General features: G+C 72.1%; 21 protein-coding genes. 15 read left to right on the forward strand and 6 right to left on the reverse strand.

Features of this window, described 5'->3' with window-relative positions; translation table 11 throughout:
• Positions 1–9 precede the first annotated feature (9 nt).
• Genes ACLF5H_RS35020 through ACLF5H_RS35035 form a run of 4 tightly spaced genes read left to right on the forward strand, consistent with a single transcriptional unit; the run spans position 10 to position 2,953 of the window.
• Positions 10–462 carry a hypothetical protein gene (locus ACLF5H_RS35020; protein WP_421680037.1) on the forward strand — a complete coding sequence of 151 codons (453 nt, stop codon included), beginning with the start codon at positions 10–12 and terminating at the stop codon, positions 460–462.
• Between the two features lies 1 nt (position 463).
• A complete protein-coding gene (locus ACLF5H_RS35025; RefSeq protein WP_172636838.1) occupies positions 464–1,060 on the forward strand; it encodes a DUF5998 family protein in 597 nt (198 codons plus the stop codon).
• The gene (locus tag ACLF5H_RS35030) at positions 1,060–2,250 is read left to right on the forward strand and encodes an alkaline phosphatase family protein (protein ID WP_421680038.1); all 1,191 of its coding nucleotides are present in this window, start codon (positions 1,060–1,062) and stop codon (positions 2,248–2,250) included. The genes ACLF5H_RS35025 and ACLF5H_RS35030 overlap by 1 nt, the downstream gene beginning before the upstream one ends.
• Positions 2,251–2,302: 52 nt before the next feature.
• Positions 2,303–2,953, forward strand: coding sequence for a thymidine kinase (locus ACLF5H_RS35035; protein WP_085566940.1), 651 nt, complete (start codon positions 2,303–2,305; stop codon positions 2,951–2,953).
• Between the two features lie 37 nt (positions 2,954–2,990).
• Here the strand turns inward: ACLF5H_RS35035 and ACLF5H_RS35040 are convergent, their stop codons facing one another.
• The gene (locus tag ACLF5H_RS35040; RefSeq protein WP_421680039.1) at positions 2,991–3,782 is read right to left on the reverse strand and encodes a VOC family protein; all 792 of its coding nucleotides are present in this window, start codon (positions 3,780–3,782) and stop codon (positions 2,991–2,993) included.
• Positions 3,783–4,129: 347 nt separating this feature from the next.
• Here ACLF5H_RS35040 and ACLF5H_RS35045 point away from each other — a divergent pair, with 347 nt between their 5' ends.
• Positions 4,130–4,981, forward strand: coding sequence for a sulfurtransferase (locus ACLF5H_RS35045; RefSeq protein ID WP_421680040.1), 852 nt, complete (start codon positions 4,130–4,132; stop codon positions 4,979–4,981).
• Between the two features lie 68 nt (positions 4,982–5,049).
• On the opposite strand, the gene sepH is transcribed toward ACLF5H_RS35045, so the two are convergent.
• Positions 5,050–6,093, reverse strand: a complete 1,044-nt coding sequence (gene sepH, locus ACLF5H_RS35050; RefSeq protein WP_086809847.1) for a septation protein SepH — start codon at positions 6,091–6,093, stop codon at positions 5,050–5,052.
• Positions 6,094–6,573: 480 nt separating this feature from the next.
• Here sepH and ACLF5H_RS35055 point away from each other — a divergent pair, with 480 nt between their 5' ends.
• Complete coding sequence (locus tag ACLF5H_RS35055; RefSeq protein WP_421680041.1) at positions 6,574–7,353, forward strand: hypothetical protein; 780 nt, start codon at positions 6,574–6,576, stop codon at positions 7,351–7,353.
• Here ACLF5H_RS35055 and ACLF5H_RS35060 read toward each other — a convergent pair.
• A complete protein-coding gene (locus ACLF5H_RS35060) occupies positions 7,277–8,608 on the reverse strand; it encodes a D-arabinono-1,4-lactone oxidase (protein ID WP_421680042.1) in 1,332 nt (443 codons plus the stop codon). The two genes, ACLF5H_RS35055 and ACLF5H_RS35060, sit on opposite strands and share 77 nt — an antisense overlap.
• On the reverse strand, positions 8,556–9,812 hold the full coding sequence (locus tag ACLF5H_RS35065; protein ID WP_421680043.1) for an MFS transporter: 1,257 nt from the start codon (positions 9,810–9,812) through the stop codon (positions 8,556–8,558). The genes ACLF5H_RS35060 and ACLF5H_RS35065 overlap by 53 nt, the downstream gene beginning before the upstream one ends.
• 173 nt (positions 9,813–9,985) lie before the next feature.
• On the opposite strand from ACLF5H_RS35065, the gene ACLF5H_RS35070 reads away from it, so the two are divergent.
• Both ACLF5H_RS35070 and ACLF5H_RS35075 read left to right on the forward strand, forming a co-directional pair.
• Positions 9,986–11,113, forward strand: coding sequence for a ferrochelatase (locus ACLF5H_RS35070; protein ID WP_421680044.1), 1,128 nt, complete (start codon positions 9,986–9,988; stop codon positions 11,111–11,113).
• An 8-nt stretch (positions 11,114–11,121) separates the two neighbouring features.
• Positions 11,122–11,937: an inositol monophosphatase family protein gene (locus ACLF5H_RS35075; RefSeq protein WP_421680045.1), complete on the forward strand. Its 816-nt coding sequence runs from the start codon at positions 11,122–11,124 to the stop codon at positions 11,935–11,937.
• Positions 11,938–12,047: 110 nt separating this feature from the next.
• On the opposite strand, the gene ACLF5H_RS35080 is transcribed toward ACLF5H_RS35075, so the two are convergent.
• On the reverse strand, positions 12,048–12,221 hold the full coding sequence (locus ACLF5H_RS35080) for a hypothetical protein (RefSeq protein ID WP_164932606.1): 174 nt from the start codon (positions 12,219–12,221) through the stop codon (positions 12,048–12,050).
• A 413-nt stretch (positions 12,222–12,634) separates the two neighbouring features.
• Between ACLF5H_RS35080 and ACLF5H_RS35085 the strand changes: the two genes are divergently transcribed.
• From ACLF5H_RS35085 to ACLF5H_RS35100, 4 genes are all read left to right on the forward strand, one after another.
• A complete protein-coding gene (locus tag ACLF5H_RS35085) occupies positions 12,635–13,288 on the forward strand; it encodes a response regulator transcription factor (RefSeq protein WP_094216398.1) in 654 nt (217 codons plus the stop codon).
• A gap of 6 nt (positions 13,289–13,294) precedes the next feature.
• Positions 13,295–14,542, forward strand: a complete 1,248-nt coding sequence (locus ACLF5H_RS35090; RefSeq protein ID WP_421680046.1) for a sensor histidine kinase — start codon at positions 13,295–13,297, stop codon at positions 14,540–14,542.
• A gap of 402 nt (positions 14,543–14,944) precedes the next feature.
• Positions 14,945–15,241 carry a DUF4193 domain-containing protein gene (locus ACLF5H_RS35095; RefSeq protein WP_037654155.1) on the forward strand — a complete coding sequence of 99 codons (297 nt, stop codon included), beginning with the start codon at positions 14,945–14,947 and terminating at the stop codon, positions 15,239–15,241.
• Between the two features lie 13 nt (positions 15,242–15,254).
• The gene (locus ACLF5H_RS35100; protein WP_421680047.1) at positions 15,255–16,169 is read left to right on the forward strand and encodes a hypothetical protein; all 915 of its coding nucleotides are present in this window, start codon (positions 15,255–15,257) and stop codon (positions 16,167–16,169) included.
• A gap of 83 nt (positions 16,170–16,252) precedes the next feature.
• Here ACLF5H_RS35100 and ACLF5H_RS35105 read toward each other — a convergent pair whose 3' ends face one another.
• On the reverse strand, positions 16,253–16,735 hold the full coding sequence (locus ACLF5H_RS35105; protein WP_421680048.1) for a DUF3093 domain-containing protein: 483 nt from the start codon (positions 16,733–16,735) through the stop codon (positions 16,253–16,255).
• Between the two features lie 81 nt (positions 16,736–16,816).
• On the opposite strand from ACLF5H_RS35105, the gene ACLF5H_RS35110 reads away from it, so the two are divergent.
• Genes ACLF5H_RS35110 through ACLF5H_RS35120 form a run of 3 tightly spaced genes read left to right on the forward strand, consistent with a single transcriptional unit; the run spans position 16,817 to position 18,742 of the window.
• Positions 16,817–17,401 carry a PaaI family thioesterase gene (locus ACLF5H_RS35110; protein WP_421680049.1) on the forward strand — a complete coding sequence of 195 codons (585 nt, stop codon included), beginning with the start codon at positions 16,817–16,819 and terminating at the stop codon, positions 17,399–17,401.
• Positions 17,398–17,976: a dUTP diphosphatase gene (dut, locus tag ACLF5H_RS35115; protein ID WP_421680050.1), complete on the forward strand. Its 579-nt coding sequence runs from the start codon at positions 17,398–17,400 to the stop codon at positions 17,974–17,976. Before ACLF5H_RS35110 ends, dut begins: the two co-directional genes overlap by 4 nt.
• A 1-nt stretch (position 17,977) precedes the next feature.
• On the forward strand, positions 17,978–18,742 hold the full coding sequence (locus ACLF5H_RS35120) for a DUF3710 domain-containing protein (RefSeq protein WP_421680051.1): 765 nt from the start codon (positions 17,978–17,980) through the stop codon (positions 18,740–18,742).
• The last annotated feature ends 115 nt before the right edge of the window (positions 18,743–18,857 follow it).

Consider the following 18,857-nt stretch of genomic DNA (forward strand, 5'->3'; position numbering starts at 1 on the left):
CGGCGCCCGATGGAGATCGCCGGGCACCGGCTCCCGGAGGGCAGCTGGTGGGACTGGGAGGTGATCGGCTGGGACGCCGGGGCGCTAAGGCTTGCCGCCGATCACGACCTCACGTACCACCACACCCTGGAAGTGGTCTTCGTCGCACCCGCCCTGGTGTCCTGCCCCCTCGCCTTCCAGGACCCCGTCTTCCGCGCGCCCACCACCGACGAGGCCGAGCACCTGGCCCGGACCCTCGGGGAGCGACCGCCCGTCGTCGTCGCGTTCGAGGCGGACGCCGGTGGGTCTGAACCCGTGTCCTGTCTGATCGCCGCCGAGCGGGTGGAGATCAGACAGGGGCCGGTCCCGAGGAACACGCGGCCACCGGACGCGCGGACGCCCGGTTCCGGCGCCCCTGACACGCCGGGAGCCCCGGCCGGCGGCACGCCCCGTTGGCCCGGAGTGCCCCTGTCCACGGACTAGGATGGACGCCATGGCCAAGACCAGTACGACGACCCAGGGGCTGCGAGCGGCGATCGAGCGCAGCGGCTACTACCCGGCCCTCGTGGCCGAGGCGGTGGAGGCTGCCGTGGGCGGCGAGCCCATCCGGTCGTACCTGGTCCACCAGGAGACCACGTTCGACCAGAACGAGGTGCGCCGCCATGTGACCGTCCTGGTCCTCACCGGCCAGCGCTTCATCGTCAGCCACACCGACGAGCAGGCCGCCGACAGCACCTCACCGACGCCGTACGCCACCACCTCCACCGAGTCGGTGAAGCTCGGCCGGATCTCGTCCGTGGTGGTCAGCCGGGTGGTCGCCAACCCCGAGCAGTACACCCCGGGCACCCTGCCCCGCGAGGTCGTGCTCACCATCGGCTGGGGCGCGGTCAGCCGTATCGACCTGGAGCCCGCCGCCTGCGGCGACCCCAACTGCGACGCCGACCACGGCTATACGGGCAACTCCACGGCGGACGACCTCAGCCTGCGCGTCAGCGAGGCCGGGGACGGCCCCGAGACGGTGCGCGAGGCGCTCACCTTCGCGCAGGCCCTCTCCGAGGCGACCGCGGACCTCGACCGCTGATGTCCCAGCTCTCCGCCTGGGACCACCCGGAACCCCTCGCCCTGGCCACCGCCCCGCTGCCCGAGTACGGCACCGGCTCCCTCGCCGACCTGCTCCCCACGCTCGCCGCCGGCATGGGCGTCCCCGGCATGACCGCCGCGATCACGGAGCTGGCCCCGGTCGACCGCGCCTGCGTCTTCCTGGTCGACGGCCTCGGCTGGGAGCAGCTGCGCGCCCACCCGGACGAGGCGCCCTTCCTCAACTCGCTGCTCGGCAGCTCGCGCGGCGGCACCGGGCGGCCGCTCACCGCGGGCTACCCGGCGACCACCGCGGCCTCCCTCGCCTCCGTCGGCACCGGCCTGCCCCCCGGCGCGCACGGCCTGCCCGGCTACACGGTCCGCGACCCGGCCACCGGCGCGCTGATGAACCAGCTCCGCTGGCAGCCGTACACCGACCCGCGCCGCTGGCAGCCGTACCCCACCGTCTTCCAGCTGGCCCATGACGCCGGGGTGCACGCCGCGCAGGTCTCCTCGCCCACGTTTCAGCACACCCCGCTCACCAAGGTCGCGCTCAGCGGCGGCAGCTTCCACGGCAGGCTGTCCGGCGAGGAGCGGATGGACCTCGCGGCGGCGCAACTGGCCGCCGGGGACCGCTCGCTGGTGTACACGTACTACGCCGAACTCGACGGCGCGGGCCACCGCTACGGCGTCGCCTCCGACACCTGGCGCGGCCAGCTGATGTACGTCGACCGGCTCGCCCAGCGCCTCGCCGAGCAACTGCCCCCGCGCAGCGCGCTCTACGTCACCGCCGACCACGGCATGATCGACGTGCCGTTCGACGAGGAGCACCGCTTCGACTTCGACACGGACTGGGAACTGAGCGCCGGGGTCGCCCTGCTCGGCGGCGAGGGCCGGGCCCGCCATGTGTACGCGGTGCCGGGCGCCGCGAACGACGTACTGACCTGCTGGCGCGAGGTGCTCGGCGAGCAGTTCTGGGTGGCCTCGCGGGACGAGGCGATCGAGACCGGCTGGTTCGGGCCGCACGTGGACGAACGGGTGTACGACCGGCTCGGCGATGTGATCGCGGCCGCGTCCGACGACGTCCTGATCATCGCCTCCGAGCGGGAGCCCAAGGAGTCCGCGCTGGTGGGCAACCACGGTTCGATGACTCCCGTGGAGCAGCTGGTCCCGCTGCTCGAAGTACGCTCCTGACCGCTGCCCCGCCCGCCGTTCCGTCCCCTCGCCGAAAGGTGCTCAACTTCTCATGCCCGAGCTGGTGTTCTTCTCCGGAACGATGGACTGCGGGAAGTCGACGCTGGCTCTGCAGATCGAGCACAACCGCTCCGCGCGCGGCCTGGCCGGGATGATATTCACCCGTAACGACCGCGCGGGCGCGGGCAAGCTGTCCTCGCGCCTCGGCCTGGTCACCGACGCGGTGGAGGTCGCCGACGCCCAGGACCTCTATGTGTACATCGTGGACCACCTCTCGCAGGGCGGCCGGATCGACTATGTGATCGCGGACGAGGCGCAGTTCCTCGCGCCCGTGCAGATCGACCAGCTGGCCCGCGTGGTGGACGACCTCGGCGTGGACGTCTTCGCCTTCGGCATCACCACCGACTTCCGCTCCAAGCTCTTCCCCGGTTCCCAGCGGCTCGTGGAGCTGGCCGACCGCGTCGAGGTGCTCCAGGTGGAGGCGCTGTGCTGGTGCGGCGCCCGCGCCACGCACAACGCCCGTACGGTCGGCGGCGAGATGGTGGTCGAGGGCGCCCAGGTCGTCGTCGGGGACGTCAACCAGGCGGCGGGCGAGGTCGGTTACGAGGTGCTGTGCCGCCGCCACCACCGGCGCCGGATGACCGCCGCGACGGCCCGCGCGGCGGCCCTGTCCCCGGACGTGCTGCCCGTCTCGTCCTCCTGAGCCCACCAGGGGCCCACGCGCCGGTCCCACCACGCGCTCAGCGCGGATCCTGGACCACCGAGAAGACGGCGCCCTCCGGGTCCGCCACCGTGGCCACCCGCCCGTGCGGACTGTCCTTGGCCGGGCGGACGATCCGGCCGCCGAGCCCCGTCACCTGACGCAGCGTCTCCGCGGTGTCGGCCACCTCGAAATAGGTCCCCCAGTACGGCCCCCGGTCCCGGGGCAGCCCATGGCCCACACCGTGCACCCCGGCCACCGGGCGCCCCTCGACGCACAGGGTCACGTAGTCGAACCCGGCGGACACCACCGGCTCCGTCTCGTAACCGAACACGCTCGCGTAGAACTTGGCGACGCTCTCCGTCTCAAACGTGAGCAGCTCGTTCCACGCGGGCGTGCCCGGCACCCCGGTGATCGCCGGGGCCAGATGCGCGGGCGCCTGCCAGATGCCGAACACCGCGCCCGAGGGGTCCGCCGCGATGGCCAGCCGCCCGGCCTCGGCCGCGTCCAGCGGACCGACCGCCACCGTGCCGCCGCACAGCCGTACCGCCTCGGCCGTGCGGTCCACGTCGGTCGAGGCGAGATAGGGCGTCCAGGCGATCGGCAGCCGGTTCTCCGGCGGCAGCTGGCCCATCCCGGCCACCTCGCGCCCGTCGAGCAATGCCCGCACATACGGGCCGAGCTGCTGCGGGCCCGGCTGGAACTCCCAGCCGAACAGCTCCCCGTAGAACTCCTCGGTGGCGGTGAGCCGGTGCGCCATCAGACTCACCCAGCAGGGTGTGCCGGGCGCGCGCAGCGCCTGCGGACCGGCCGACTCCCGTGCCTCGGTCATCGATCACTCTCTCCTCGGCCGCCTTGTGCGGTGGCCGTGTCGCTTCCGCTCCTCCGGCAGGTGTGTGCACGCCGCCGGCGCGTACGCCCGTACCGGTGTGTCCGCATCCTCCTCGGTCGCACGGCCCTCTCGTGTCGCCGCGCCGCCTGTCCGGCGGTGTCTTCCGGAAGAATGCCTGGGCTGACGTCTTTCGCCGCTTCCTGACGAGGTCCGACCGGTGCCCGACCGATGTCCGTCGGGGCGTACGGCATGTGCCCGATCCCCTACGGTTCGTGATCGAGCCTGCCCGGCCGAGCAGAGTAGCCGGACCTGGACGTCACGGCCACCCCTGGCGTATGCATGGCGCCATGACAGTCATCATCACCGCACCCGAACTCGCCGAGGCGCTCGCCGGCGAGGCGCCGCCGGTCCTGCTGGACGTGCGCTGGCAGTTGAGCCTGGCGAAGGCGGCGGGCGCCCCGCCCTTCGACGGCCGGGCCGAGCACGCGGCCGGGCACATCCCCGGCGCGGCCTTCGTCGACCTGGACCGGGAGTTGGCCGGTGCCCCGGGCGAGCACGGCCGCCATCCGCTGCCGGACCTCGCGGAGTTCGGCGCCGCGATGCGCCGCGCGGGCGTGTCGGGGAGCCGTCCGGTCGTCGTGTACGACGGCGGGCAGGGCTGGGCCGCCGCCCGCGCGTGGTGGATGCTGCACTGGACGGGTCACCCGGACGTGCGGGTCCTCGACGGCGGGTTGCCGTCCTGGACGGGGGAGTTGGCCACCGGGGCGTCCGTCCCGGACGCGGGCGACTTCGTGCCCGCGCCGGACGCGGCGGGCCTGCTGGACGCGGACGGTGCCGCCGAACTGGCCCGTACGGGCGTGCTGCTGGACGCCCGCGCGGGGGAGCGCTACCGGGGCGAGGTGGAGCCCGTGGACCGGGTCGGCGGGCACATCCCCGGCGCGGTCTCGGCGCCGACGACGGAGAACGTGGGCCCCGACGGCCGGTTCCTGCCCGCGGTCGAGCTGAAGGACCGCTTCAAGGCCCTCGGCGTCTCCTCGGACGCGCCGGTGGGCGTCTACTGCGGCTCGGGAGTGTCGGGCGCCCATGAGGTGCTGGCGCTCGCGGTGGCGGGCATCCCGGCGGCCCTGTACGTCGGTTCATGGTCGGAGTGGTCCGCGGACCCGTCCCGGCCGGTGGCGGTGGGCGCCGACCCGCAGTAGCGGCCACGGCAGCGCCAAGAGGGGCGGAACACCCGGGTGTTCCGCCCCTCTTGGCGTCGTACGACGGTTTACTCCTGCTTCTTGCGCCGGGTGCCGAACACGATCTCGTCCCAGCTCGGGACGGCCGCGCGGCGACCGGGGCGGACCCCGTCGGCCTCGGCCTGGCGGTCCGTGGCGCCGGTCAGCCGGTCGCGGTGGCTGCCGACCGAGCGGGGCATGAGGACGTCCGCGTAGGCCGAACCGGCCGAGGCGGCGGGCGCCGGCGGCTCCTCCACGGCGGCCTCCTCGTCGGGCTCGTCCGGGGTCTCCGGGGTGCGCTCCGGCACCACCATGTCGCCGCGGAAGGACGGCACCGCCTCCAACAGGCTGGTCAGCGAGTCCCGTTCGCCGGTGGTCTCCTCGGCGGGCTCGGAGGACTGCGCGGGCAGGCTCGGCCGCTCCCGCTCGGTCTGCCGGTCGAGGGCACGGTCCATCGAACGCTCGCGCGGCAGCCGGGCGATGCGCGGGACGAACGGGAAGCTCGGCTCCGGTACGGCGAGATCGTCGGACTCGCCGATCAGCGAGCGCGCCTCGTCGTCCACGGCCTGGACCAGCCGCCGGGGCGGGTCGTACGTCCAGCTCGCCGAGTGCGGTTCACCGGCGACCCGGTAGACGAGCAGCACCTCCCAGGTGCCGTCGTCGCGGCGCCAGGAGTCCCACTGCACGGTGTCCTTCTCGGCGCCGCGCAGCAACAGCCGTTCCTGGACGGCCTCGCCGAGCAGCGGCCCCGAGTTCTCGCCGGGGCGGCGGACCGGGGTCTTGCGGGCGCGCTCGGCCATGAAGGCGCGTTCGGCCAGCACCGGACCCTCGAAGCGCCGCACCCGGTCGACGGGGATGCCCGCGAGCTGTGCGACCTCTTCCGCCGTGGCACCGGCTCGTATCCGCGCCTGGATGTCACGGGGGCGCAGATGGCTCTCGACCTCGATCTCGATCTGGCCGAGGCGTGGCCGGTCGCCGCGCACGGCGGCGCGCAGCCGCTCGTCGATCGGAAGCGTGTACTCCGTTGCGTCGGCAGCTTTCAGCACCAGCCGTGTGCCGTCATTCGAGACGGCCACGACACGCAGTTCGGGCATGGGGACCTCCCGGGTGGTGCCTGCCGACGTCACGTGCGTCGCTGCTTCCGCTAGTCGAGTGTGGCCTGCCCGGGTGCAGCCTGCCACAACCTTGCCGAGTTGCCCGGCGTGTCGGGCACGGGCCCTGGAACGCCGTTATGGCACGGTAACCAGTTCGCCACGCTGAGTGACAAAGTCCGTCACCCTGTGCAACTAGCCCCCTCCTGGCGGTCCTTGGTGGCCGTGGACACCCTGGTGGGAGGCCGGGCCCAGGGCTCGCAACAGTACTCCATTCGGGCCATGTACGTGGATTGGCGCGCCGCCCAACTTCTCGCAAGGGACGCGTCCGCGCCGCGCGCAACCGGTTTTGTGGATCATGAACGTGGCGAAGTTCACGCAATCCCCAGAAACGGAACTAATGGTTTCGCGCATACGTCCCTATCTCGTGCAGTCGGTACCCCGATGTCGATCAAGTACGGGAAAGGCAGGCAAGTTCCGGGTATGCGCGAAACACCCGATGCGGAGCGGAAGCGGATCGACCTGAACGTCCCGCAGGTGGCGGGCAGCGCCCTGGCGGCGGTCATCGCGGCGAAGCTGGCCTCGTCCTTCGGCGTGTACGGCACGATCCTCGGCGCCGGTGTCGTCAGCGTGATCGCCACCTGCGGCGGCACCCTCTTCCAGCACTTCTTCCGGCGCACCGGGGAGCAGCTGCGGGTGCCCAAGACGCCCGCCGGAGCCTCCCCGGTGCCGGTTCCGCCCGCCGAGGGCGAGTTCTCCGCGGGCACCGTCTACCGCGCGCGGGTCAAGAGCTGGCGGCGGCCGGTGATCGCGGCCGCTCTCGTGTTCGGGGTGACCATGGGCGGCATCACGACGTACGAACTGGCGTCCGGCAGCAGTTTCAGCGGCGGCTCCGGCACGACGGTCGGCGACGCGGTCGGTGGCCGGAAATCCGCCGTCCACCGAACGGATGACCCCGGTCAGCTTCCTTCGCATGTCGCCCCGGGCGACAGCGCCTCGTCGGACGGCGGCGCCACCCCGGACACCGGGCCGGGATCCGGCTCGGGCGCGGACTCCGGCCCGGGTTCCGGCTCCGAGGGCGGCACGACGGACTCCGCGACGCCCTCCCCGAGCGCCTCGCCGGACGGGCAGGCCGACGGGGACCGGTCCACGCCGGCCCCCGCGCCCAGCGGTTCCGCCGGGGCGCCTACGACCCCAGCACCCTCCGCAAGTAGTCGTTCCGGAACAGCCGATCCGGGTCGAGACGGTCCCGCAACGCCGTGAACTCGGCGAACCGCGGATACACCCGCGCGAAGTACTCCGCGTCCCGGGTGTGCACCTTGCCCCAGTGCGGCCGCCCCTCGTGCGCGGTGAAGATCCGCTCGGCGGCGGTGAAGTACGACTGGTACGGCGTGCCCCGGTACATATGGACGGCGATGTAGGCGCTGTCCCGGCCCGAGGCGGTGGACAGGGTGATGTCGTCGGCCGGGGCGGTGCGTACCTCCACGGGGAAGCTGACGCGCAGCCCCGAGCGCTCGACCATCTCCTTCAGCTCGCGCAGCGTCTCCGCCAGGGCCGCGCGCGGAACGGCGTACTCCATCTCCATGAAGCGCACCCGGCGCGGCGAGGTGAAGACCTTGTACGGGATGTCGGTGTACGTCCGCGCGGACAGCACCCTGCTGGAGATCCTCGCGATCCCGGGGATGCTCGCGGGCGCGGCCCGGCCGACCCACTGGGTCACCTGGAAGAGGCCATTGGAGAGGAACTCGTCCTCGAACCAGCCGGCCAACCGCCCGACGGGCTGCTCGGGGCCCGCGCTGCGGTTGTTGCGCTTGGTGTTGGTGTTCCCGGTGTGCGGGAACCAGTAGAACTCGAAGTGCTCGTTCTCCGCCCAGAGTTGATCGAACTCGGCGAGCACTCGGTCGAGGGGCATCGGCTCCTCCCGCGCGGTCAGCAGGAACAGCGGTTCCACGGCGAAGGTGATCGCGGTGACGATGCCGAGCGCGCCGAGCCCCAGGCGGGCGGCGGCGAAGACCTCGGGGTTCTCGGTCGCGGAGCAGGTGAGCACCGAGCCGTCCGCCGTGACGAGTTCGAGGCCCGTGATCTGGGCGGCGATGGAGGCGGAGTCACGGCCCGTGCCATGGGTGCCGGTGCTGGTGGCCCCGGAGACCGTCTGCTCCATGATGTCGCCCATGTTGGTGAGCGACAGACCCTCGCGCGCCAGCACCGCGTTGAGTCGCTTGAGCGGGGTGCCCGCCTCGACCGTGACCGTCATGGAGCCCCGGTCAATGTTGCGTATGCCCGTCAATAGTTGAGGGCGTATCAACACGCCGTCGGTGGCGGCGATCGAGGTGAAGGAGTGCCCGGTGCCGACGGCCTTCACCGGCAGCCCGTCCTCCCGCGCCCGGCGCACCGCCTCGGCCAGTTCCTCCACCGAGACCGGAGCGACCTGCCGGGCGGGCCGGGCCGCGACGTTCCCGCCCCAGTTACGCCATGTGCTGTTCGCGCCGCTCGTCTTCCCGCTCGCTGTGCTGCTCAACGGTTCCTCCCCGACCCGCGGCCGGCCTGCGCAGCCGGCGGTACCCGAGGAAACCGACCACGACCGCGACGGCCCCGGAGAGCACCGGGACCCCGTACCCGGCGCGCGCGCCGGCGGCGTCGATCACCGAACCGGCCAGCGAGGAGCCGAGCGCCACGCCGACCGCGAGGCCGGTGCTCACCCAGGTCATGCCCTCGGTGAGCTGCGCGCGAGGTACGTGCTCTTCGATGAGGGACATCGTCGTGATCATCGTCGGTGCGATGGACAGCCCCGCAACGAACAGCGCCACGGCCAGAAGCGGCAGGTTTCCGACCAGTAGGAGGGGGATCATACTCACGGCCATGGCGGCCACGCCCAGCAGCCAGCGGCGTTCCGCCGCCCCGGCCGGGCGCAGCAGCCCGAAGACCGCGCCCGCCGCGCACGAGCCGGCCGCGTACAGGGCGAGCACCACGCTGGCGGCGCCCTTGTGGCCGCGCTCGTCGGCGAAGGCGACCGTGACCACGTCCACCGAGCCGAAGATCGCGCCGGTCGCCACGAAGGTCGCCACCAGCACCTGGAGCCCCGGCGAGCGCAGCGCGGTGCCGCCGCCCCCGTCGTGCCGCGCACGGGGGTGCGGCGCGGGCTCGGTGGCGCGCAGGGCGGTCAGCCAGCAGACCCCGGCCGCCAGGAAGACGGCGGCGAGCAGCGGGCCCGCCTCCGGGAACCAGACCGTGCACAGGCCGATGGAGATGATCGGCCCGAAGACGAAGCAGATCTCGTCCATGACCGACTCGAACGAGTAGGCGGTGTGCAGCTTGGGTGTGCCCCGGTACAGGGCGGCCCAGCGGGCCCGGATCATCGCGCCCAGGCTCGGCACCGCGCCGATCCCGGCGGCGCAGGCGAACAGCACCCAGTCCGGCCACCGGAAGTGCGCGGCCAGCAGCAGCCCGGCGGCCGCGGCGAGGGCCACCAGGGTCGCGGGCCGCAGCACCCGGCTCTGTCCGTGCCGGTCCACCAGCCGGGAGACCTGCGGTCCGAGCACCGCGGCGGACAGCGCGATGGTGGCCGACAGCGCGCCCGCGAGCCCGTAGCGCCCGGTGAGCTGGGAGATCATCGTGACCACGCCGATGCCCATCATGGACAGCGGCATCCGGCCGAGGAGCCCCGCGGCCGAGAAGGCCTTGGTGCCGGGCACGTCGAAGAGGGCTCTGTAGGGGCTGGGCACGTGGTCTCCGAGGCGATTCCGGTAAGGCGCGAATGCGGTGGATACAGCTTACGAGTTAGGTGACCCTAAGTACACTCGATTTCGGCTGGGGAAATTTCGGTATGAACCAGCTGGATCTCGACTCTTCACCCCGCGGTTGCCGGGGTGTCGGTACCGGGTGGCAGGATCGGCACATGCCAGACGCGCTCGATGCCACTCCGTACGACGCCCTGCTCCTGCTCTCCTTCGGCGGCCCCGAGGGCCCCGATGACGTGGTCCCGTTCCTGGAGAACGTCACACGCGGGCGCGGCATCCCGAAGGAACGCCTGAAGGAAGTCGGGAAGCACTACTTCCGGTTCGGCGGGGTCAGCCCCATCAACGGCCAGAACCGCGCCCTCCTGAAGGCCCTGCGCGAGGACTTCGCCGGGCACGGCCTGGACCTGCCGGTCTACTGGGGCAACCGCAACTGGGCGCCGTACCTGACCGACACCCTGCGCGAGATGGTCGCCGACGGCCGCCGCCGCGTCCTGGTCCTCGCCACCAGCGCCTACGCCTCCTACTCGGGCTGCCGCCAGTACCGCGAGAACCTCGCCGACGCGCTGGCCGCCCTGGAGGCCGAGGGCCTGGAGCTGCCGAAGATCGACAAGCTGCGGCACTACTTCAACCACCCCGGCTTCGTCGAACCGATGATCGACGGCGTGCTGCGCTCCCTGGCCGACCTCCCCGAGGACGTCCGCGACGGCGCCCACATCGCCTTCAGCACCCACTCCATCCCCACGGCCGCCGCCGACACCTCCGGTCCCGTGGCGGCCCATGGCGAGGGCGGCGCCTACGTCGAGGAGCACCTGGACGTGGCCCAGCTGATCGCCGACGCCGTCCGCGAGCGCACCGGCGTGGACCACCCCTGGCGCCTCGTCTACCAGTCCCGCTCCGGCGCCCCGCACATCCCGTGGCTGGAGCCCGACATCTGCGACCACCTCCAGGAGCGGCACGCGGCCGGCGTCCCGGCGGTCGTCATGGCCCCCATCGGCTTCGTCTCCGACCACATGGAGGTCCTGTACGACCTCGACACCGAGGCCACCGCCAAGGCCGGGGAACTGGGCCTGCCGGTGCGCCGCTCGGCCACCGTGGGCGCCGACCCCCGGTTCGCGGCCGCCGTGCGCGAACTGATCCTGGAGCGCGCCGCCATCGAGCGCGGCCAGGACATCACCCCCTGCGCCCTGGGCACCCTGGGCGCGAGCCACAACGTATGCCCCGTCGGCTGCTGCCCGTCCCGGGCGCCCCGCCCGGCCGCCGCGGGCGCCGACAGCCCCTACGCGTGAGGAGACCCGTGACCGAGGCCCTGCACCGGGACCTGCTGCGACTGGCCCAGGAGGCCGCCCGCCGCGCCGGCGAACTGCTGCGGGACGGCCGCCCGGCCGATCTCGCCGTGGCGCGGACCAAGTCCAGCCCGATCGACGTCGTCACCGAGATGGACATCGCGGCCGAGAAGCTGATCACCGATCTGATCGCAGGACAGCGCCCCGACGACGGCTTCCTCGGCGAGGAGGGCGCCTCCGCCGCCGGCACCAGCGGCGTGCGCTGGGTGATCGACCCGCTCGACGGCACCGTGAACTACCTCTACGGCCTGCCGACCTGGGCGGTGTCCATCGCCGCCGAGCAGGACGGCGAGACCGTCGCCGGGGTGGTCGCGGCCCCGATGCGCGGCGAGACGTACCACGCGGTACGCGGCGGCGGCGCCTGGGTCACCGGCGCGTGGGCGGGCGAACGGGCGCTCGCCTGCCGTCCCGCGCCCCCGCTGGAGCAGGCGCTGGTCTCCACCGGCTTCAACTACGTCACCGAGGTGCGCGCCCACCAGGCCGAGGTGGCCGCCCGGCTCATCCCGCTGGTCAGGGACATCCGCCGGGGCGGCTCCGCGGCCATCGACCTGTGCGACGTGGCCTGCGGCCGGCTCGACGGCTACTACGAGCGCGGGCTGAACCCGTGGGACTACGCCGCGGGGGACCTCATCGCCCGGGAGGCGGGCGCGCTGACCGGTGGACGGCCCGCACAGGGCCCCTCACGGGAACTGACGCTGGCGGGTACCCCGGGCGTCTTCGAGCCCCTCCAGGGGCTGCTGGAGGACTTCGGGGCCTGGCACGACTGACGGCCTCCGGACGACCGGGCGATTACTCCCGCACGACGCGAAGGGACCCCGGCGCTGGATTCGCCGGGGTCCCTTCGCGTGCTGGTGTCGCGCCGGTGCGCTCGGGTGGATCAGACGCGGGTCGCGCCGACCTCCACACCGTGTTCGGCGGCGAGGCGGCGCAGGTCGTCCAGCTCTGCCTGCTCCACCTCCACGAGGAAGTCGTCGCCCTCGTCGCGGGCCCGCGACAGGTCGGACTCGGTCGTCTTTATGCGCTGGAGAAGTCCTGCGGTGAAAGCGTCCATGCTGCGCCCCCTCGTCCAGGGTCGGTGGGTCGGTGGCACGGGGGTGTGCCGGGTGGGAAAGGACGATCACGTCTCCCGCGGATGCCCGGCGCGCCCGGCCGGGCGCGGCTACGGTGCCGGACACCCGCGCCCGCCCTGCACAAGCGGATCGCGAGGTACCGCATGGTGCTGCGGCACATGCAGAGCGTGATCGCGGGGTGTAAACCCGTCCTCCCCCCGCTCCCGTTGCGGGAAACCTCGCCGGTGCAGAAATTCTCGTATTCCCGCCCGGGGCGCCCGTTCCTGCGGCCGGACCCCGCTTACAGCCGACTTATGGCCGAAAAGGGCAGGATGGAGGTCACACTCCACGAACACCCCTGCCCGCGCCGGCGCCCCGGAGCGCTACGCGGGTGGACACAGGAAGGACAACGGACGTGCGCGTACTCGTCGTCGAGGACGAGCAGCTGCTCGCCGATGCGGTGGCCACCGGACTGCGCCGGGAGGCCATGGCCGTCGACGTCGTGTACGACGGCGCGGCCGCCCTGGAGCGCATCGGCGTCAACGACTACGACGTGGTCGTCCTCGACCGCGACCTCCCGCTCGTGCACGGCGACGACGTCTGCCGCCGGGTCGTCGAGCTGGGCATGCCCACCCGGGTGCTCATGCTCACCGCCTCCGGAGACGTCAGCGACCGTGTCGAGGGCCTGGAGATCGGTGCCGACGACTATCTGCCCAAGCCGTTCGCGTTCAGCGAGCTGATCGCCCGCGTGCGCGCCCTCGGCCGCCGCACCAGCGTGCCCCTGCCGCCGGTCCTGGAGCGCGCCGGCATCAAGCTCGACCCCAACCGCCGCGAGGTCTTCCGCGACGGCAAGGAGGTCCAGCTCGCGCCCAAGGAGTTCGCGGTCCTGGAGGTGCTGATGCGCAGCGAGGGCGCGGTCGTCTCGGCGGAACAGCTGCTGGAGAAGGCCTGGGACGAGAACACCGACCCGTTCACCAACGTGGTCCGGGTGACGGTGATGACCCTGCGCCGCAAACTCGGCGAGCCCCCCGTGATCGTCACCGTGCCCGGCTCCGGCTACCGGATCTGATCGGCCATGGCCACGACCCCCGCGCCCCCGCAGGCGCCCCCGAAGCCCACCTGGGACCCCCGGCGCCCCCAGCCGCCCTTCCCCTGGCTGCGGCCCACGATCCGGATACGTCTCACGCTGCTGTACGGCGGCATGTTCCTGATCGCCGGCATCCTGCTGCTGTCGATCATCTACCTGCTCGCCGCACAGGCCATCAGCACCGGCAACCAGCCGCTGTTCAAGATCGTCAGCTTCCAGGAGCTGAAGGTCTCCAGCGACAACTGCCCCGCGATCAACACCACCAGCCTGCCGCTGGCCGACTTCAACAACACGATCAGCCAGTGCGTGGACCACCAGCGCCAGGTCGCCCTGGACAACCTGCTCAGCCGCTCGCTGCTGGCCCTGCTGGGGCTCGCCGTGATCGCCTTCGCGTTCGGTTACGCGATGGCCGGCCGGGTGCTGTCCCCGCTCGGCCGGATCACCCGCACCGCCCGCGCGGTGGCCGGCTCCGACCTGTCCCGCCGGATCGAGCTGGACGGCCCGGACGACGAGCTCAAGGAGCTGGCGGACACCTTCGACGAGATGCTGGAGCGCCTCCAGCGGGCCTTCACCGCCCAGCAGCGCTTCGTCGGCAACGCCTCGCACGAACTGCGCACCCCGCTCGCGATCAACCGCACGCTCCTGGAGGTCCACCTCTCCGACCCGGGCGCGCCGGTGGAGCTCCAGCAGCTCGGCAAGACGCTGCTGGCCACCAATGAGCGCAGCGAGCAGCTGGTCGAGGGCCTGCTGCTGCTCGCCCGCAGCGACAACCAGATCGTGGAGCGCAAACCGGTCGACCTGGCCGAGGTGGCCGGCCAGGCCATCGACCAGGTGCGCTCCGAGGCGGAGGCCAAGGGCGTGGAGATCCGCGGCGAGCGCGCACCGGCCGTGGTGCAGGGAAACGGCGTGCTCCTGGAGCGCATCGCGCTGAACCTCGTACAGAACGCCGTGCGGTACAACGTGGCCGAGGGGGGCTGGGTCGAGGTGGACACCGAGGTCCAGCACGGACAGGCGGTGCTCACCGTCTCGAACACCGGTCCGGTGGTGCCGGCGTACGAGATCGACAATCTCTTCGAGCCCTTCAGGCGGCTGCGCACCGAGCGCACGGGCAGCGACAAGGGCGTCGGCCTCGGCCTGTCCATCGTGCGGTCCGTGGCCAGGGCGCACGGCGGGCACATCGCGGCGCGACCCCGCGAGGGCGGTGGCCTCGTGATGCGTGTGACACTTCCGCTGTGATCCACTGCCCATTCTGTCGACACACGCGGGAGATGTTCGCTTCACGCGGAATTTTCCGGGGGCCGAATGGGCTTGTGTTTGTGTGATCGATCACATGGGCGGATTTCCGGCCATGTACGTTCAGTGATCATGACAGAGGGCAGAAAGCCTGAAAAGTCCTGGTTTTCAGGGCTCTTGATCACGGGAAGTACACGATGAGGCGCCTTTGAGGTGCGGTATTCGAAGCGTGTACGGTCCTCACCGCCATCCAAGCCGATCACTCTTGAGGGATCGGGTTGGGTGTCGATTGAGTAACAGCCCTTGATGTGAGGCAAAATCTCCGCCTCAGGTCGGGCACAAGTCCGGCCTCTCACGCGTTACGTGCGCTGGAGACACCGCAGACACCCAGAGGGGGAGAGCGATATGGCAACCGACTACGACACTCCACGCAAGACAGACGATGACGTCGACTCGGACAGCTTGGAAGAGCTGAAGGCCCGGCGGAACGACAAGACCACCTCCGCGGTGGACGTCGACGAGTTCGAGGCCGCCGAGGGCCTGGAACTGCCCGGAGCGGACCTCTCGAACGAGGAACTGGCCGTCCGGGTCCTGCCGAAGCAGCAGGACGAGTTCACCTGCATGAGCTGCTTCCTGGTCCACCACCGCAGCCAGCTGGCCCGCGAGAAGAACGGTCAGCCGATCTGCCGCGACTGCGACTGAGGACGGGTCGGCCATGACTGGCTCGACCCCTCCCCGGAAGCGCCGCTTCTCCCTGCGGAAAGCGGACCAAGGGCCGTCCGACGGCCCACTCGGCGCGCGTGACGACGAGCGTGGCTCCCCGGACACGGGAGCCCCGCTCGAACCGACGGCGGACCGGGCCGACCACCCGGTGCCGAAGCGAGGACCCGTGCCCATCGCCAGGCGACAGGCACGGGTCATCGGTGGCAAAGCCCGGGTCATCGCCCGGGAAGGCGCCCGCAGGAGCGGTGACCGCGCTCGGGCGGGCCTGGCGTACCTCGCGGACCGTGTCATCGACATCGCCCCGCGGGTGCCCGTACGCGACCTCGCGACCCTGCGCAGGCAGTTCCCCGGTCTCGGACCCGAGGAACTGGCCGACAAACTGGTGGCGGGCGCCGCGGCCGGGACCTCGACCATCGGGGCCGGGGTCGGTGCGGCGGCGATGCTGCCCGTACCGCCCGCCCTGCCGACCGAACTGGCCACGGAGATCACCGGCGTCGCGGCGGTCGAACTGAAACTCATCGCGGAACTGCACGAGGTCTACGGCCTGCGGCCGCCCGGCAACCTCAAGGTCCGCAGCACCGCGTATCTGTCCTCCTGGTCGGGGGAGCGCGGCATCGACGTGACGAAGCCGTCGACGTACGACGCGGCCCTCGGCGGCCGCATGAAGCGCGAACTGCGCCAGCAGATCATGAAGCGGATGGTGCGGGACATGCCCACACTGATGCCGTTCATGGTGGGCGCCGCGGTCGGGGCGGTCCTCAACCGCCGGGACACCAGAAAGCTCGCGGCCCGTGTCCGCGCCGACCTGCGCAAGATCCAGGTGCCCTGGGAGGAGCTGGAGCAGCTGCCACCCCTGGAACAGCCTGCGAAGCCCCTGAGACTGCGCGGTCTTCACAAGGGGCTCTGACCCAGCCCGAACCCCCCTGGGCTCTCCCCGGGCCCTCTCCGGCCCTCCTGGACCCTTCCGAGCGGCTTCCGGGGAGCGGGTTCCTAGCTCTCCGCCGGAGTGGGCGCGTTCGCCTCGCGCGCCGCCTCGATCGCCGCCGCCAGCCGCTCCGGCTCACGCGTCGACAGGTACAGGTACGGCGTCGGGTCCTCGGGGTCCGTGACGATCACCCGCAGCGCCCTCGGGATGTAGGCGCGCAGCAGCAGGAACGCGCGGACATCGGCCTTGTACGTGCGCCAGGCGCGGGCCTCCTCCGGCTCCAGCACCTCGGACTCGCCGAGCGCCGACACCGGGATCTTCGCCTCGCCCGCGATCAGCGAGTCGCCGACCACGCGGATGCGCGGAGAGCCGTACGAACTGGCGACCACCGCGGCCGCGGCCGTACCGCCGACCAGGCCGCCCAGGATCGGCAGGGTGCCGAACGGGAACAGGATCAGGGCGAAGGAGACGCCCACGAGAAAGCTGATCAGCCACCACGAGCGGGGGGCGGTGAGGCGTTCTTCGTACGGGGTCGCGGAGTGCTGCATGGAGCCAAGCTTGGCACGGGTTCCTGTACGAGCCCGGCGCGGGATCCTGTACAGGGCGACGCGCGGGTAAGGTCTGCGCTCGTGAGTGGTAGTTCCGCAAGCCTTCAGCCCCCAGCCGACGCGGTGAAACCGGTACGGCACCCCGACGCGCCCGCACCCGGGGACCTCCTCGGCGCCCACTACGAACACTGTTTCGGCTGTGGCCCCGGGCAGCCGCACGGGCTGCACGTGGAGGCACGGGCGGGCGAGGGCGTCGCCCTGACCGCCGAGTTCACCGTCCAGCCCGCCCACCAGGGCGCTCCCGGCCTCGCGCACGGCGGGGTGCTGGCCACCGCCCTGGACGAGACCCTGGGCTCGCTGAACTGGCTGCTGCGGACCGTCGCCGTGACCGGACGCCTGGAGACCGACTACCTGCGGCCCGTCCCGGTCGGCTCCACACTCCATCTCGCCGCCGAGGTCACCGCCGTCGCCGGGCGGAAGATCTACTCCCGTGCCGTCGGCCGCCTCGACGGTCCCGACGGGCCCGTCGCCGTCCGCGCCGACGCCCTCTTCGTCGAGGTGAAGGTCGACCACTTCATCGACCACGGCCGCCCGGAGGAGATCCAGGCCGCCATGAGCGATCCCGACCAGGTCCGCCGGGCCCGTGCCTTCGAGGTGAACCCGTGAGCCCGCAGCAGCCCCTGAACCCCGCCGGCCGCCCCCCGCTGGACGTGCGGATCCGGCGCGTGGACCCGGACGTACCGCTGCCGGCGTACGAGCACCCGGGGGACGCCGGCGCCGATCTGCGCACCACCGAGGCGTGCGAGCTGGCCCCCGGTGAGCGGGCCCTTCTGCCCACGGGAGTGTCGATCGCCCTCCCGGAGGGGTACGCGGCCTTCGTGCACCCACGTTCCGGTCTCGCCGCCCGCTGCGGTGTCGCCCTGGTGAATGCCCCAGGGACGGTTGATGCCGGGTACCGTGGGGAGATCAAGGTGATCGTGGTGAATCTCGACCCGCGCGAGAGCGTGCGGTTCGAGCGCTTCGACCGGATTGCCCAACTGGTCGTCCAACAGGTCGAGAGGGTCCGCTTCCAGGAGGTCGCGGAGCTTCCCGGCTCGGCGCGGGCCGAAGGGGGCTTCGGGTCCACCGGTGGCCATGCCGCGGTGGGCGACGAGAGCGGCACAAGCGGTCGGTCCGCCGAGGGCGGCCCGACGGGTGGGAATCGATACGCTTCGGTCGTATCCGACCGGGAAGGACAGTGACGTGTTCGGACGTCGCAACAAGAAGGGTGCCGCCGAGGACGCGGCCGGCGAGGCCGAGCAGGTCGTCGACAGCGTCGACACCGAGGCGGACGAGGAAGTGGAGGCCGAGCGCGAGCGCGTCCGGCTGGAGCCCGGTCCGCGGCCCGAGGGCCCGTGGGACAGCACCGAGGTGAGCGACCCGGCCGAGGGCCGGGTGGATCTCGGCGGCCTGTTCGTGCCGGGCGTGGACGGCATGGAGCTGCGGGTCGAGGTCGCGGGTGACGCGATCGTGGCCGCCACCGTCGTCCTGAACGACAGCGCCGTCCAGCTCCAGGCCTTCGCCGCGCCCAAGCGCGAGGGCATCTGGGGCGAGGTCCGCGAGGAGATCGGGGCCGGGATCACCCAGCAGGGCGGCATCGTCGACGAGGTCGAGGGTCCGCTCGGCTGGGAGCTGCGGGCCCAGGTGCCGGTGCAGCTGCCGGACGGCACCGGCGGCTTCCAGGTGGTGCGGTTCGTCGGTGTCGACGGCCCCCGCTGGTTCCTGCGCGGTGTGATCTCCGGCCAGGGCGCGGTGCAGCCGCAGGCCGCCGGGCTGCTTGAGCAGATCTTCCGGGACACGGTCGTGGTCCGCGGCGAGGGCCCGATGGCGCCCCGCGACCCGATCGTCCTCAAGCTGCCGAACGACGCCCAGATGGTTCCCGAGGGGGTCCAGCAGGAGGAGGGTTCGCGGTTCTCCGGGGGCATGGGACAGCTTCAGCGGGGTCCGGAGATCACGGAAGTCCGCTGACGGTCACCAGCAGACGGGTCGCGCCTTCGCGAGGTGCGGCCCGTTTTTCGCGCCCGCGCGCGGACAGGGCGCCCGGCACCCATCAGGGTTCCGTCAAAGTGCTCTCGTACGCCCA

The sequence above is a fragment of the Streptomyces sp. LaBMicrA B280 genome (genome assembly GCF_049222185.1).
GTDB classification, from domain to species: domain Bacteria; phylum Actinomycetota; class Actinomycetes; order Streptomycetales; family Streptomycetaceae; genus Streptomyces; species Streptomyces murinus.

What these genes read in the sequence shown, in the direction of transcription:
- ACLF5H_RS35020 (WP_421680037.1), top strand. Translation starts at nt 10, where the DNA reads ATGGAGATCGCCGGGCACCGGCTCCCGGAGGGCAGCTGGTGGGACTGG.
- ACLF5H_RS35025 (WP_172636838.1), top strand. Translation starts at nt 464, where the DNA reads ATGGACGCCATGGCCAAGACCAGTACGACGACCCAGGGGCTGCGAGCG.
- ACLF5H_RS35030 (WP_421680038.1), top strand. Translation starts at nt 1,060, where the DNA reads ATGTCCCAGCTCTCCGCCTGGGACCACCCGGAACCCCTCGCCCTGGCC.
- ACLF5H_RS35035 (WP_085566940.1), top strand. Translation starts at nt 2,303, where the DNA reads ATGCCCGAGCTGGTGTTCTTCTCCGGAACGATGGACTGCGGGAAGTCG.
- ACLF5H_RS35040 (WP_421680039.1), bottom strand. Translation starts at nt 3,782, where the DNA reads ATGACCGAGGCACGGGAGTCGGCCGGTCCGCAGGCGCTGCGCGCGCCC.
- ACLF5H_RS35045 (WP_421680040.1), top strand. Translation starts at nt 4,130, where the DNA reads ATGACAGTCATCATCACCGCACCCGAACTCGCCGAGGCGCTCGCCGGC.
- sepH (WP_086809847.1), bottom strand. Translation starts at nt 6,093, where the DNA reads ATGCCCGAACTGCGTGTCGTGGCCGTCTCGAATGACGGCACACGGCTG.
- ACLF5H_RS35055 (WP_421680041.1), top strand. Translation starts at nt 6,574, where the DNA reads ATGCGCGAAACACCCGATGCGGAGCGGAAGCGGATCGACCTGAACGTC.
- ACLF5H_RS35070 (WP_421680044.1), top strand. Translation starts at nt 9,986, where the DNA reads ATGCCAGACGCGCTCGATGCCACTCCGTACGACGCCCTGCTCCTGCTC.
- ACLF5H_RS35080 (WP_164932606.1), bottom strand. Translation starts at nt 12,221, where the DNA reads ATGGACGCTTTCACCGCAGGACTTCTCCAGCGCATAAAGACGACCGAG.
- ACLF5H_RS35090 (WP_421680046.1), top strand. Translation starts at nt 13,295, where the DNA reads ATGGCCACGACCCCCGCGCCCCCGCAGGCGCCCCCGAAGCCCACCTGG.
- ACLF5H_RS35095 (WP_037654155.1), top strand. Translation starts at nt 14,945, where the DNA reads ATGGCAACCGACTACGACACTCCACGCAAGACAGACGATGACGTCGAC.
- ACLF5H_RS35100 (WP_421680047.1), top strand. Translation starts at nt 15,255, where the DNA reads ATGACTGGCTCGACCCCTCCCCGGAAGCGCCGCTTCTCCCTGCGGAAA.
- ACLF5H_RS35105 (WP_421680048.1), bottom strand. Translation starts at nt 16,735, where the DNA reads ATGCAGCACTCCGCGACCCCGTACGAAGAACGCCTCACCGCCCCCCGC.